This is a genomic window from Tardiphaga robiniae, from assembly GCF_001618955.1.
Lineage (GTDB): Bacteria > Pseudomonadota > Alphaproteobacteria > Rhizobiales > Xanthobacteraceae > Tardiphaga > Tardiphaga robiniae_A.
The window spans coordinates 102,719-116,462 of the sequence record NZ_LVYV01000012.1; the positions used below are offsets into that span (position 1 = coordinate 102,719).

General features: G+C 62.1%; 12 protein-coding genes. 7 read left to right on the forward strand and 5 right to left on the reverse strand.

Annotation, left to right across the window (positions count from 1 at the left end; genetic code table 11):
* Positions 1 to 33 precede the first annotated feature (33 nt).
* The gene (locus tag A4A58_RS13725; RefSeq protein ID WP_068732900.1) at positions 34 to 2,295 is read right to left on the reverse strand and encodes a transglycosylase domain-containing protein; all 2,262 of its coding nucleotides are present in this window, start codon (positions 2,293 to 2,295) and stop codon (positions 34 to 36) included.
* Between the two features lie 302 nt (positions 2,296 to 2,597).
* Between A4A58_RS13725 and A4A58_RS13730 the strand changes: the two genes are divergently transcribed.
* From A4A58_RS13730 to A4A58_RS13755, 6 genes are all read left to right on the forward strand, one after another.
* A complete protein-coding gene (locus tag A4A58_RS13730) occupies positions 2,598 to 3,176 on the forward strand; it encodes an ADP-ribosyltransferase domain-containing protein (RefSeq protein WP_158005679.1) in 579 nt (192 codons plus the stop codon).
* Positions 3,177 to 3,365 carry a hypothetical protein gene (locus A4A58_RS13735; protein ID WP_068732903.1) on the forward strand — a complete coding sequence of 63 codons (189 nt, stop codon included), beginning with the start codon at positions 3,177 to 3,179 and terminating at the stop codon, positions 3,363 to 3,365.
* Positions 3,366 to 3,939: 574 nt separating this feature from the next.
* Positions 3,940 to 4,485 carry a hypothetical protein gene (locus A4A58_RS13740; protein ID WP_068732905.1) on the forward strand — a complete coding sequence of 182 codons (546 nt, stop codon included), beginning with the start codon at positions 3,940 to 3,942 and terminating at the stop codon, positions 4,483 to 4,485.
* Between the two features lie 337 nt (positions 4,486 to 4,822).
* Positions 4,823 to 5,452: a hypothetical protein gene (locus tag A4A58_RS13745; RefSeq protein ID WP_139069855.1), complete on the forward strand. Its 630-nt coding sequence runs from the start codon at positions 4,823 to 4,825 to the stop codon at positions 5,450 to 5,452.
* An 83-nt stretch (positions 5,453 to 5,535) separates the two neighbouring features.
* Positions 5,536 to 6,048 (forward strand): endonuclease domain-containing protein, encoded by a 513-nt coding sequence (locus A4A58_RS13750; RefSeq protein WP_244499764.1) that lies wholly within the window; start codon positions 5,536 to 5,538, stop codon positions 6,046 to 6,048.
* A gap of 180 nt (positions 6,049 to 6,228) precedes the next feature.
* Positions 6,229 to 6,591, forward strand: coding sequence for a hypothetical protein (locus A4A58_RS13755; protein ID WP_068732912.1), 363 nt, complete (start codon positions 6,229 to 6,231; stop codon positions 6,589 to 6,591).
* Positions 6,592 to 6,845: 254 nt separating this feature from the next.
* On the opposite strand, the gene A4A58_RS13760 is transcribed toward A4A58_RS13755, so the two are convergent.
* The 4 genes from A4A58_RS13760 to A4A58_RS13775 all read right to left on the reverse strand — a co-directional run bounded on the left by A4A58_RS13760 (position 6,846) and on the right by A4A58_RS13775 (position 13,092).
* Positions 6,846 to 8,099, reverse strand: a complete 1,254-nt coding sequence (locus A4A58_RS13760; RefSeq protein WP_068732913.1) for an ABC transporter substrate-binding protein — start codon at positions 8,097 to 8,099, stop codon at positions 6,846 to 6,848.
* Between the two features lie 397 nt (positions 8,100 to 8,496).
* The gene (locus tag A4A58_RS13765) at positions 8,497 to 10,398 is read right to left on the reverse strand and encodes a methyl-accepting chemotaxis protein (protein WP_081421885.1); all 1,902 of its coding nucleotides are present in this window, start codon (positions 10,396 to 10,398) and stop codon (positions 8,497 to 8,499) included.
* A 417-nt stretch (positions 10,399 to 10,815) separates the two neighbouring features.
* Positions 10,816 to 11,181 carry a DUF1304 domain-containing protein gene (locus A4A58_RS13770; protein ID WP_086937051.1) on the reverse strand — a complete coding sequence of 122 codons (366 nt, stop codon included), beginning with the start codon at positions 11,179 to 11,181 and terminating at the stop codon, positions 10,816 to 10,818.
* Positions 11,182 to 11,355: 174 nt separating this feature from the next.
* Entirely contained in the window at positions 11,356 to 13,092 is a 1,737-nt protein-coding gene (locus A4A58_RS13775; protein ID WP_081421862.1) for a bifunctional diguanylate cyclase/phosphodiesterase, read from the reverse strand.
* Positions 13,093 to 13,299: 207 nt separating this feature from the next.
* Between A4A58_RS13775 and A4A58_RS13780 the strand changes: the two genes are divergently transcribed.
* Positions 13,300 to 13,626: a hypothetical protein gene (locus A4A58_RS13780; protein ID WP_068732919.1), complete on the forward strand. Its 327-nt coding sequence runs from the start codon at positions 13,300 to 13,302 to the stop codon at positions 13,624 to 13,626.
* The last annotated feature ends 118 nt before the right edge of the window (positions 13,627 to 13,744 follow it).

Here is a 13,744-nt window from a genome sequence, read left to right on the forward strand (position 1 = left end):
TGCTGCGCATCGCGTGTCCGGGACGCTCGCTCACTATCTCCCGAACAACCGCTCCGTCAGCCAGCCATCCAGCCCGCTCGCGGCTTCCGGCCGCACATTTTGCTGCGGCTGCTGGCGCGCGGCGGGGTAGTTGGTTTGCGTCGGTGCCGGCGGCTGCGGGCGAGTGCCGTTATAGACGGGGGCGCTTGGCACGTAGCCGCGTTCCGGTGGCGCTGATGGCGACGGTGCGTTCGATCCGGGCAGCAGGCTCGACAGCGCCTGGCCGATCGGATTGTTGCTGAACGAATTCGACGGCGCCAATCCCGGCACCGGCTGCGGCTGCAGGCCCTGATGCGCCGTCTTCATGAAGCGCGACCAGATCTCCACCGGCAGTCCGCCGCCGGTGGCCTTCTTGGTCGGCGAGTTGTCGTCATTGCCGAGCCAGACGCCGGTGACGAGCTGTGAGGTGTAGCCGATGAACCAGGCGTCGCGGAAATCCTGGCTGGTGCCGGTCTTGCCCGCGGCTTGCCAGCCCGGCAGTTCGGCCTTCTTGGCGCTGCCGGACAAAATCGTCTGCTGCATCATCGTGTTCATGGCAGCCACGGCGCGGCGATCGATCACCTGGCTCGCGGTCTCGGCCGGGCGCGTATAGAGCGTCTTCTTGCCTTCCACCGTACGGATGCGGTTCACCACATGGGGCGACACAGCGAGGCCGCCATTGGCAAAGGGCGCATAGGCGCCGACCAGCTCGGTCATCGAGACTTCCGAGGTGCCGAGCGCGATCGACGCATTGGCCTCTAACTTGGAGGCGATCCCCAGCCGATGCGCGGTGCGCACCACGCTGGCCGGGCCGACCTCGATGCCGAGCCGCACGGCGACCGTGTTCAGCGACATCGCCAGCGCCTGGGTCAGGGTCACCGAGCCGAAATATTCGTGGGTGTAGTTCTCCGGCTTCCAGCCCTTGATGTCGATCGGCGCGTCGGTGCGGATGGTTTCCGGCGTCAGCCCCGCCTCGATGGCGGTGAGATAGACGAACGGCTTGAAGCTCGACCCCGGCTGGCGCTTCGCGGTCACCGCGCGGTTGAACTGGCTCTCGCTATAGTTCCGCCCGCCGACCATGGCGCGCACCGAGCCGTCCGGCGTCATCGCCACCAGCGCGCCCTGCGTGACGTTGAACTTCACGCTCTTGGCCGCCAGCTCGTCGATGATGGCGGCTTCGGCGACGCTTTGCAGCTTGGGATCGATGGTGGTCTCGACAATGATGCTCTCGTCGACCTGGCCGACGAGGTCGTCCAGCACTTCGCCGATCCAGTCGGCGACATAGTTCACCGTGCCGGCGCCGACCGGCTTGACGTTGTATTGCGGCACGCCGGTCGCGCCCTTGGCCTGCGCTGCGGTGATGAATTCGGCGTCCTGCATCGCCGCCAGCACGACCTTGGCGCGCGCCTCGGCGCCTTCCGGATTGCGGTTCGGTGCCAGGCGCGAAGGCGACTTCACGAGCCCCGCCAGCATCGCCGCTTCCGCCACCGTGACGTTCTTGGCCGGCTTGCCGAAATATTTCTGCGCCGCGGCTTCGACGCCGTAAGCGCCGGAGCCGAAATAGACCCGGTTGAGATACAGTTCCAGGATCTCGGCCTTGGAATGCTTGCGCTCCAGCCAGAACGCCAGCTCCACTTCCTGCAGCTTGCGCGCCATGGTGCGCTCCTGCGTCAGGAACAGGTTCTTGGCGAGCTGCTGCGTCAGCGTCGAGCCGCCCTGCGACACGCCGCGATGCATCAGGTTGGTGGCCGCCGCGCGCGCGATGCCGATCGGGTCCACGCCGTAATGCGAATAGAACCGCCGGTCCTCGATGGCGATGAAGGCCTTCGGCAGATAGGGCGGCAGATCCTTCAGCGACACATTGGCGCCGGCCTGTTCGCCGCGCGTCGCCAGCACCGTGCCGTCCATGCCGACGATCTGGATCGTCGGCGGGCGCTTGGGAATTTCCAGCGACTGGATCGGCGGCAGATGCGCGCCGACATAGATCACGACGCCGACAATGGCGATCGCCGCCCACAGGCCGAGCACCGCGCCCCAGTAGAACAGCCGCTTGACGCCGCGGCCTATGCCGCCAGAGCTGCGCGCCTTGCTGGATGTGCGGGATTTGCGCGGCTTGTCGCTGCCGCCACTATTGGACTCGCGCTTCGGCGCCTTTTTTGGCCGGTCGTCACCGCCGCCGGGCACGCGATCCGCCGCGCTGAGGCGCAGATCGGACAGCGCCGCGCCGAGCCCGAAGGTCGGCTCCTTGCGCCCGCTCTTTTTCTTGCCCCACGCCATACGCAAACACCACGCCACCCGATACCGCGGAGCCTAGCGAGCGCGGTTTAAGGCGCGGTTACGCAGAAGTTAACGTAAGGGAAACGCGGTTCCATGGGGAGACCGCTTGAGCCTGCCCATGCGCGGCTTTGCCTACGCTGTTGGGCGGGATGTAGCCGTCGCCACACTCTCGGTGTCATCACCGGGCTTGACCCAGTGATCCATCCGCGAACTAATTCCCGTGCCTTTGCGACAAGTCGGTATGCAATCCTTTCCAACGACCGTCGGATATAGATCGCGTGCGGGGAGCCGAGTTTCTTGAGGTGCTGACGCGTCTCATCGGTGTCGATGAGGCCGCGCGCTGCGCGCGAAGGATCAGCAGCCCTTCGGCATTGGATGAGATATTTCACGGTCAGATAACGAATACAGAGGCGCTGGCGTTCTACGTCTATTCCACCGCCAATGGCTGGCATAGCTATATCAATGAGCAACTTTGGTCCGGGCGTCCTGATCCGGATGTGGTCGCGTTCGCGCAGGTTCTGGATGCCGGGTTGGGCAAGATCGTTCCCATCACAGGAAAACAGGCGACCGTTTATCGAGGTTATCACGCCGCCGACATGGCTGCATTCGAAGCCCACTACGTTCCGGACGGGATCGTAACCTTCCCCGCGTTCACGAGCGCCTCATTCTCCGAGGCCGGCGCCTTTGGAGGAAACGTCCTGTTTATCATTCGGGCCTTAAATGGACGGGCGATCTGGTGGTTGTCGCCCAATTTTCACGAGGAAGAGGCGCTTCTCCCGACCGGCTGTCGATTTCGGGTGATCGACAAGGAATTTCTTTCCGTCGGCAGTGAACCCGTCAAGCTCGTCATCGTTCTTCAAGAGATTGATCAGAGACCCTAGATGACCGATCGAGATCAGACACCACCCGGCAAAACCAGCGTTCCCAGCCTGCATCTGGAAGAGAGCGTGTTGTCAGGTCGTATCACGCAGGCCGAGGCCGACGTGATCAGGTCGTTCTTTGCAAGCAAGCCGGCGCCTAATTGGCCCGCATCGGACTTGCAGCGCCGCATGCAAAGCTCCGGCGGCTGAGCCGCACACCGCTTCACCTGTCAAACAGCCACTTCATTCACTGGGAAAATCTCAGCGCCCACGCGCCGTCCGTATCGCGCCCCTGGCGCAAAGCGGGTGGACCGGTTGTCCCCCTCGCAAATGAGGGGGATGACGCGCCGAAAGGCGCAACTGGGTCGTCTTGCGATGGGAGGACGCCGCCGAACGGCATCGCCACCGCGCATGTGCCTCTCGGCGCATCATCGCGACGTCAGGCGAAGGGACCGTTCGTCGCGGGAGGCACGGGCATCGCGCCCGTCATCCGGCCGGCTTGCGCCCGCCTTCACCCGCACCGCGTCCTGCCGACCAGCGGCAAGGGCTCATCAAGAGCCCGGACGGTGACCCCGACCTCCCGCGCCGTGCGTGTGAGCACGACCACAGGCGCCGCATCCCAACTCCACTTGAGAACGCTCTCGAGAAGCGCCCCTCTGAGCGAGGACGGAGAGGAATATAGTCTATCCAACTTTTGGTGTCAACTTGCTTTAAACTCAACCGACAATCACACTGCGTCTGGTTCATAAGAACACTTAGTCCGAACTCAAGGGTTGGAAATACGATGACAAGTTCGCTTTGCGATAAAATCGGTGCTGATCCCCGTGCACTAATGGAGTTTGAAAGAATTCGATTTGAACTCGTGTGGCGCCATTTCGAATTTCATGCACGCCAGCGCACGACGATGTTTCATTTCTTTGTTATTCTAAGTCCATTCCTGTTCGGCGGTTGCTTTGTTCTATTCAAAGAGCGTGCGCTTGTGGGTAGCATTCCTGCAATTGGCGCCGCCTTGGCAGGCAGCTTATTGGCCATCTTTTTCTTTCTTTTGGACCAGAGAAACAAGCAGCTGTACCGAGTTAGCAAGAATGCACTCGGCTTAATGGAGACGCAATTTCTCTTCGGTAGATTTCGAGCGCTTGAGACCGAGAATGGATATTATCCCGGTGTTATCTCGACGGAGAGTCGGTCCTACGGCGATAACAACCTTCTCAAACACAGTTTGCTAATGGGAGGTGTGTACTGGCTTTCAGCCGCTATGTTTCTTGTTCTTGCTATGTATTTTTCTGCAGTGCGCCAAGGGTGCATAACATTCCTTCTTCCTGCCAACTAGCTTCGTGCGAAAGTGCGTCTGCTCGTAGCAAAGCGACGGCTAAGACGCTGTGGCATTCAGCGTGAATAGTTAGGACTGCAAATGATCCGATACGGGATTCTGTGTTTGATCGCCGTAGCCGCGATAGCTGCTAGCGGTGCTCGTCCAACGCTCCCGCAATCGCGCGTCGGAATGACCGGCACATTGATTACGACGGTGCCAGCGAAAGACGGCCTAATAGTAGCTAGCGATACGCGATCTACAACAATGGGGGCGCGTTGCGACGGGAATTCGAAGTTGGCCGTTGTCCGGGGGATTCCTCTGACGATGGTCGGCGCCAGCGGAACAGCAACTTGGATTGAAGCGCGTGTTCCCCTTTGGCTGGATGATCCTTGTGGCGACCTCGCAAAGAATGGAGTTGTCTTCCTCGACGCAAAGCAGATCGCTGTTTCATATTTGGAAGAACAAAAAAAAGCAGCTGTGGGAAATTGATCTCAAACTATTTGCGTCGGACGTGGTGGGAAAAGTAGTAGCGGCAGCAGCAGTGCGGCCGGAATATGTTCGATCCTTCGCCGGCAAGACAATGTTTCAAATCGTGTTGTGCGCATATGATCCCTCTGAAGCGATAAGCTACGTCAGGGCTGTGCAGTTTGATCTAACGCCCTCCTTCGGAGTTGAGGTTAAGCTCAGTGCAGATTATAGATTTCGGAATATAGATCGCCCCGATTACCCCCACTTTGGCGATACTGCAAATTTTACAAGACATGTAATGCTTGGTGCTGGGAAGCGATACTTGCCGCCGAGCCTTGAGGCGTTTCATTCTATAAAAGAAGTCGCCGATGTTGCGCAGGATCAAGCCGCTGATATCGCGATCAATCTTATAGAGGCTGCGAAATCAGCGTCGGACTTTTCTCCTGATCTGCAATCAATCGGTGGTAGGGTCGAAGCATATTCTTTGAGCCAATCTGGGGTTCAGAAACTAAGGTAGTATCTGCCAGTGGTGCGTGTTGTGTTGGCTCTATGAGGCCGTAGGGTGAATTAATCAGTCTACCTCAAGCAAGCGTGGTCCGGGTGAGCCCTGAACTCTGCAAACACTCCGCATGTCGCTTCATTCACGCGGCCGGCTTTCTTCTCCCTCCCTCAAGCGGCGAAGCCGCGCAGTGGGGAGGGTGGCGCGGTGCGAGCACTTGCGAGCAACGTGACGGGTGGGGTGGTGCAGCAAGCGAGGACGGTGTGGCCAACGCATTCGCTCGCTCACTTCGCAAGAGCCTGACGCAGCAGGAAGCCAAGCTGTGGGTGAAACTCCGCGAACTCAAATCGCTCGGCTTTCACTTTCGCCGGCAGGCGCCGATCCGGCATATCATCGTCGACTTCGTCTCGTTCCGCGATCTGCTGGTGATCGAGGTCGATGGCGGGCAGCATAATTTTGACGAAGCTGCGCGCAAGGATGAAGCGCGGGATGCGTTTCTGCGCGGTGAGGGATTTCGCGTGTTGCGGTTCTGGAATCACGAGGTGGACCGGAATTTGAACGGAGTGATGGAAGCGGTTGCGACCGCATTGGGCACCCCCACCCGACCGGCCTGACGGCCGGCCACCCTCCCCATGCAAGAGCGGGGGAGGGAAGGAAGCGCGCGTCGTTGCGATGGTCTGTGTCGGCCCCACATCATCGCCGCATTCCTTTCACCTCACCGCCACCTCGCCTCCAGACCTTCCGCACACTTCCTCGCTACTCCTTCGCTCCTTCCCAACCGGAAAGGACCAACCATGCGCATTATGACAGCGACCGCCCTCGCGGCAATTCTTTCGCTCGGCACGCCGGGTTTCGTGCTCGCACAGGGAGCGGCGACCCAGGCTGAAAAGGCGCCGGCCAAGTCCGGCGGGCAGACCAGCGCCAAGATCTCCAGCATCCAGGTGGTGGACATCAAGCAATTGCCGGAGGCGGTGAAGGCGCAGGTCGAGGAGGTCGTGTCGAAATCCAGCGCCGAGGACATGCAGGCGCTGCGCGCCTCGATCGACGCCTCGCCGGCGGCCGCCAATGCGCTCAAGGAAAAGGGCATGAGTTCGGCGCAGGTGGTGGCGATCAATATCGCCGACGGCGTGCTGACGATGTTTGCGAAGACGGCGTAGGCGGCGCTCGCTGACGTGGCTTGTGCCATACGTCGCTATACTCTCGGGTGTCATGGCCGGACTTGATCCGGCCATCCATCTTTGCCGTACGCTTTGTTGAAGCTGGATGCCCGGGTCATCTGGCGAAGCCGCGCTTCGCGCTTTGCCCGGGCATGACGTGGTGAGAGTGTTGAGCGCGTCAGCGAAGGTTGAAGCCACGCACAAATGCAAAGCCACGCGCAGGGATACCCGCGCGTGGCTTTGTCGTGTGCAGCCTAACCCGCCGAGTCATCCTCGATGATCGGGCCGAACAGTTCCCAGCGCTCGCCGTTGAAGCGCTGCATCTGCAGCTGCTTGTTGACGCGGTAGTCGGTGGGCGAGGTGGAGAGCCGCATGCCGGGCAGGTGAAGATCGGTCTCGAGCCCGGACAGGCTGGTGGCCTGCTTCATCACATTGGCGCGGGTGAGATCGTCGCCGCAGCGCCTCAAGACCTCCACCATGAGCTGGGCATTGCCGTAACCATAGGTGTTGAAGTTCGAGTTCTTGTCGCCGTCGGGATAATATTTCTCCATGAAGGCCATGTAGCGCTTCATGCCGGCATCTTCCTTCCACTGCGGGTCCAGCGGGTCCTTGCCGTAATTGGTCGAAATGAGGCCCTTGGAATTGTCGAGACCCGCGGGCACCAGCACCGCGCCGACCGACGTCGCATTGATGTCGACGATGTGGATCGGCTTCCAGCCAAGATCAGCCACCTTCTTGATCGCTTGGGCGGCGAATTTCGGCGTCGAGGCGTTGAACAACAGGTCGGCGCCGGAGGATTTCAGCTTGACGATCTGCGAGTCGATGGTCGGGTCCGCGAGTTCGTAGGAGGCCTCCGAGACGATCATCGACGCCGCCTTGTCGCCCAAACCATTCTTCATGCCGGTGAGATAGTCGCGGCCGAGATCGTCGTTCTGCCAGAGGATGGCGATCTTGGCGGTCGGATGGTTCTTCAGGATGTATTTGGCGTAGATCCGGCCCTCGCTCTGGTAGTTGGGATTGTAGCCCATGGTCCAGGGGAAGTTCTTTGGATCGGTGAAGCGCGTGGCGCCGGTGGCGGCGAACAGTTGCGGGACGCTCTTGCTGTTGAGATATTTCTGCACGCCCGCATTGGACGGTGTGCCGATGATCTGGAAGGTCAGCAGGACTTCATCGGACTCGACGAGCTTGCGCACCTGTTCCACGGCCTTGGGCGGCGAATAGGCGTCGTCATACTGGATCAGGTTGATCTTGCGGCCGTTGATGCCGCCCTGCTCGTTGACCATCTTGAAATAAGCGAGCTGGGTTTTCGCGATCGACGAGTAGGCCGAGGCGGGGCCCGAGAACGGCACGGTCTGGCCGATCTTGATTTCGGTATCGGTGGCGCCGGGATCGTATTTCTTCTGCGCCGCTGCTGGATTGATAGTGGCCGATGTGGCCGTGAGCGCAATCGCCACCATCCCAACGAATTTGGTCGACGCGGCGAAACAGTGAAGAAGCGAGGTTCTCATGTCGTTGCCTTCCCTGATGATATGTCACTCGACAGTCGTTCCTATGCGGGCGCCGTCGTTACCGGGGAGTGTGAGGCAAGGATTTGAGGTTGGCAAGGCGAGGAGATGGGCACTTTCCTTAACCTCTCCCCGCTTTGCGGGGAGAGGTCGCCGCGCCTTCGCGGCGGGTGAGGGGCCATGCACACGGGCTGACCCGAGCCCCGTCGATGCGGGTCGGCTAGCCGCTGCGCCGTTCGTGCGAACTGAAGGAATGTGCTTGCGGCAGGCTCAGTGCCTCGCCCCTCATCCCACCCTTCTCCCCGCCTAGCGAAGCTTCGCTTCGCCCGGGAGCGGGGAGAAGGAGCGCAGCGGCGCTCGTGGCGGCTAAGTCACCAACCACATCATCGGCGCCGCCCCCTCACGCACTCCGCACCGACTCCAGGAAGCTTGCCACATCTGCTTTCAGCCGGGCGCTGTCGCCGGACAGCGAGCGGGCGGCCGAGAACACATGCGAGGAAGCCAGACCCGTATCGCTGGCGCCGCGTTTGACGTCGGCGATATTGGCGCTGACATCGGAGGTTCCTTGCGCGGCGCGCTGCACATTGCGGGCGATCTCCGCCGTGGCGGCGCCCTGTTGCTCGACGGCGGCGGCGATGGTCGAGGCGATCTCGGACATCCGGCCGATGGTGCTGCCGATGCCCTTGATGGCCGCCACCGAATTCTTCGTCGCCTGCTGAATGCCTGACACCTGCTGGCCGATCTCGCCGGTGGCGCTCGCGGTCTGTTCGGCCAGCGCCTTGACCTCGGCGGCGACCACGGAGAAGCCACGGCCGGCGGTGCCGGCGCGCGCCGCCTCGATGGTGGCGTTGAGCGCCAGCAGATTGGTCTGCCGCGCAATGGCACTGATGAGCTGGACCACCTCGCCGATCTTGTCGGCCGCGCTCAGCAAGTCGCCGATCTGGCGGTTGGTCGTCTCGGCCTGTGCGACGGCCTCGCCGGCAATCTGCGCCGAGGCCTGTACCTGACGGCCGATCTCGTTGACCGATGACGACATCTGCTCGGTGGCGGAGGCCACCGACTGCACATTGGCGGAGGCTTCATCGGACGCCGCCGCGACCATCTCGGTCAGTTCCTGAGATCGTGTGGCCGTCGAGGTCAGCGTGCCCGCCGCCGTCTCCAGCTCCGCCGAGGCAGACGACACCGTCTCGACGATGCGGCCGACGGCGCTTTCGAAGTCGCCGGCGAGCCTGTTCATGTCGGCCTTGCGCGCTTCCGCGGCGCGGTACTCCTCACGAAGCTGGGCGTCGAGTTCATCCGCCGCCTTCTGCTGCGCGCGCAGCTTGAAAGTCTCGACCGCCTGCGCCATATCGCCGATCTCGTCGGCGCGGCCGAGGCCGGGCAGGACCACGGCGAAATCGCCTGATGCCAGCGTCTGCATCGCCTGCGTCATAGCGGCGATCGCGCGCGCGATGCGCTGGCCGAAATACACCGCGGCGAGGCCGATCAGGATCGTCGCCAGCGCGATGGTCCAGGTCAGGATCTGGCGGGTCTGCGTGGCGCGCACCTCAGCGGCGTTGTATTCGGCCTGGGCCGCGGCCACGAGGCCATCCAGCGCCGGTCGGTTGCGCTGAAACACCATCGCGAAGTCCGCGACTTCGTCATTCAGCGTGGTCTGCGTCACCGAATAGGCCAGGAAACTCTCGCCATAGGCCTTCATCAGCGCGGCGAGCTCATCGCGCACCGCGTCGGGCAGTTCCGCGGCCTTCAGCGCGTCGGAAAAATCGTCGCGCCTTTTGTCGAACTGGTCGCCATATTTTTCCTCGCCGCGCAGCATGAAGTCCTTCTCATGCCGCCGCATCATCAGCATCAGATTGGCCAGGCGGATCTGGTCGAATTGCGCCAGGCGCGTTTCGGCGTCGTGAACCGCAGCACGCAGCCGGCCCTGCAGGCCCAGCGTCTCGTTGAGCCCCAGCGATTTCTGGATCGAGGCGATGTTGTTGAAGCGGGTCTGATAGACATTGAGGCCCGCGCGCAGGGCCGAGCCCTGTTTCAGCGTATCGCCCTCGGGGCGCTTGTCGACGATGGCGTCGATATCAGACAGATTCGCCAGCGCTGTCGTGATGATCTCGCCATGGACAGCGATCAGCTTCTCATCATGCTTGCGCAGAAATTCATTGGCGACCTGTCCGGCTTCCAGATAGTTCGCTGACAGACCCACGACATGCTGGCGCAGCTTGACGGCCTCATCCGATTGGCGCTGCGCGTCCGCTTCATATGCGAGGCCGATGAGGCAGATAGTGCCGGTGAGCACGACAGCCATGATGCCGATCAATGCGATCTGGATGCGCAGACCGAATCTGATGCGCGGAAAATAGCGTCGGATCGCTGGAGCGCGCAGAGAGAACTTGAACAAGAGAACTGATCCTCGTTAATGCCGTGACCGCGTCGCGCGGTGCACCTAACGACGATCTAGATAGCGCAGCTCTGCATCGCTTTTACAAAACGCGCGCAAGATGGTTACGAGAGTCGCGCCGACTCTGACATGCGCATGTCACAATGAATGCAGCATGCGCGATGCAACGCGCGCACGAGATGTCAGCGCGATGATGCGGCAGCGATGGCGATGTTTTTATGAAAAGATGTCGCCGAATTTGGTTGGCTTAGTCAGCAAAAGAATCGCGAGGCGTAACTCTCATTGTCGTCCCGACTTTCACCGGGACGACAATGAATGGGTGAGTTACGTCGCCAGCCACAGCACGATCAGCGCCAGCGCCGCCGGCGCGGCCTGCACATACAGAATGCGCTTGCTCACCGTCGCTGCGCCGTAAGCACCGGCCACGATCACGCACAGCAGGAAGAACGCCTTGATCTGGAATGCGAAGGCTGGCGCGGAATGCAGCAGGCCCCAGATCAGACCGGCGGCGAGGAAGCCGTTATAGAGGCCCTGATTGGCGGCGAGCACCGCGGTGATCTCGGCTTTCTCCGGCGTGTTCCTGAAGGTCTTCAGGCCCTGCGGCTTCTGCCAGAGAAACATTTCCAGCACGAGAAAGTAGATGTGCAGCGCAGCGACCAGCGCGGTCAGAAGATTACCGATGAAGTTCATGATGAGGCCCCATAAAAAAGCTGTCATTCAGGGGCGGGCCGGCGCCGAAGGCGACGGGACCGAACCCGGAATCTCGATGTGTTCATACTATATCGGGATTCCCCACCACTCCCATTGGAGTGGCTGAGGTTCGCCCGCAGCTAACGCTGCGTTCGCCCCGGAATGACGCGTGAACTAGCCCACCGCCGGCTTCGGCAGCGATGCCGGGTCCAGCCACGGACGCGCGGATGACGCGAGGCCGGTGAGGCGACCCTGAATGTAGTCGCAGCCCCAGTCGCGCAGCATCAGGCCGGACTCCTCGTCCTGCACCCATTCGGCGACGGTCTTGATGCCGAGCCGGTGGCACAGATCGATCAGGGTCTGCACGAAGGCGCGGTCGTCGGCGGAATGCGCGATGTTCTGTACGAAGGCGCCGTCGATCTTGACGATGTCGACGCCGAGCTTACGCAGGTTACGGAACGAGGTGTAGCCGGCGCCGAAATCGTCGATGGCGATGCGGCTGCCGAAATTCTTCAGCCGCGTGACGAAGCCGCGGACGTCGTCGAGGTCCTGGATGGCCACGGTCTCGGTGATCTCGACGATCAGCCGCTGCGCGACGCCGGGATGCGCTGCCATCATCGACTCGATGGAGGTCCACCAGTCCGGGTCCATCGTCGTGTCCGGCGAGATGTTCAGCGACAGCTGCACATCCGGCGCGGCGGCGAGTTCGGCAACAACCAGTTCGAGCACGCGGTGATCGACCAGCCGGATCAGTCCCAGCTTCTCGGCGACCGGCACGATATCCGGCGCCAGCAGCAGCTGCCCGTCATCCTGCTTCATGCGCACCAGCGCTTCATAGAAAGCGGGGGTACGGCTGTCGGCATGCATCACGGGTTCGAAGGCCGTGACGATGCGGCGCTCGTTCAGCGCAGTCACGATCTCGTCGGTGACGCGGATATTGACGCGGCGCTGCGCATCGCGCTCCACATTCGGCCGCCACAGGGCAAAGCTGCCGTGGCGGCGGCGCTTGGCGCCGTTCAGGGTTTCCTGCGCGCGGTTGACGGCTTCGTTGACGTTCTGCGCATAGCGGGGAACGCTGACGGCGCCGATGGTGGCGGTCACCGAGACCGGGCCGGACTGGGTTGGAATGACCTCGTCGCGGATGCCGACAAGAAAGCGCTCGGCGGCGATCGTGGCATCGTCAACGGTGCAGTTCTTCAGGATCAGCCCGAACTTGTTGCCGGAGAAGCGGCCCATCACATCGCCGCCGCGCAGCCGCGCGCGAATCCGCCTGGCGATCTCGACGATCACTTCATCCGCGATATCGAAGCCGAAGGCGTCGTTGATCCGCGCCAGATGATCGATGCCGATCAGCATGAAAGCAAAGGACGAACGAAAGCGCGTCGCTTCCTCGATCGCTTCGGCGAGGGACGCCAGAAGATGCGTGCGATTGAGTTCGCCGGTGACGGGATCGTGCTGCGCCAGTTTCAGCAGTTGCTCGTCGCGGGCATGGCGTTCGCTGTCGATGCGGACGACGCCTTCGACGCGTACCGCCTTGCCGTCGGCATCGGCGCGGCAGTTGCCGCTTTCCTCGATCCACAGCACGGCGGCGGTGGTCGTGGCGCGCAATCCGTATTCGATCCGGTAGGTGCCGCCGCCGGAAGCGAGTGCCTTGGCTAGTGCCTCGGTGCGAATGCCGCGCTGCGGCTCAATGAGAGTCGCCAGCTCGGCGCCGCTGGCGATGGTCGCGGGGGAAATGTCGGTGAAGATGGCGGCGGCCTGGTCGGTCCAGGTGATCCGGTCGCTGGCGATGTCCCAGATGAAGGCGGCCTGGCCGAGTGCGGCCAGAATCTCTGCTGCCTGCGGCTCGGAAAAGCCCGCGGCGCTTTGGGAAACAGCGGATGTCAAAGTCGCCTCGTTTTGGGACGTCATCGGGTGATTCGCCCCCCGACAATACGGCTCAGATCGCTACAATCGTTAGTCAAAGTTCCTAAAGACTTAAGAAAGTGTAGCCGGGCAGGCCTTCGCAAACCTGATGAGGCCCCGATCTGAGTTGTGGAGAGCCGCGGCACGACCCTTGCGACGCAGAGGGTGGAGGGGCAACCCTCGTCCCGAATTGAGACGCGAGCACTGTTAACAATGTCGATTTCCGCGACCCGCGCTTACGCCACGACGCCGCATCCGATGCGGCGCGCCGGCGATTTCGTGGTCGAGAAAGATTCGGTCATCGTGGAGGCCGTCGCGCTGACGCGGCTTGAGCCGGTGCAGCATACCAACCCGGTGTCGTCGCGCGTGGCGCGGCCCGATGCATCCTTCATCGCACATCTGATCGCGACCGCCGAGCAGGCGCCGCAAACGCGGGTGCTGCGCCGCGCGGATGTGGCCGATGTCGAGGCGGCCTATCGGGCGGTGGCAAATATGTATGTTGCGGGATCGGCGAGCGGTCGGACGCAGCGAGTGATCTGACTTTTCTTTTCCCTCCCTCCAGCGCAGCGAAGCTGCGCGCAGTGGGGAGGGTCGGCCGAACCCTGATGATGCGTAGCATCGTTAGGGTGAAGGACGGGGTGGGGCAGCCCCACGCTCG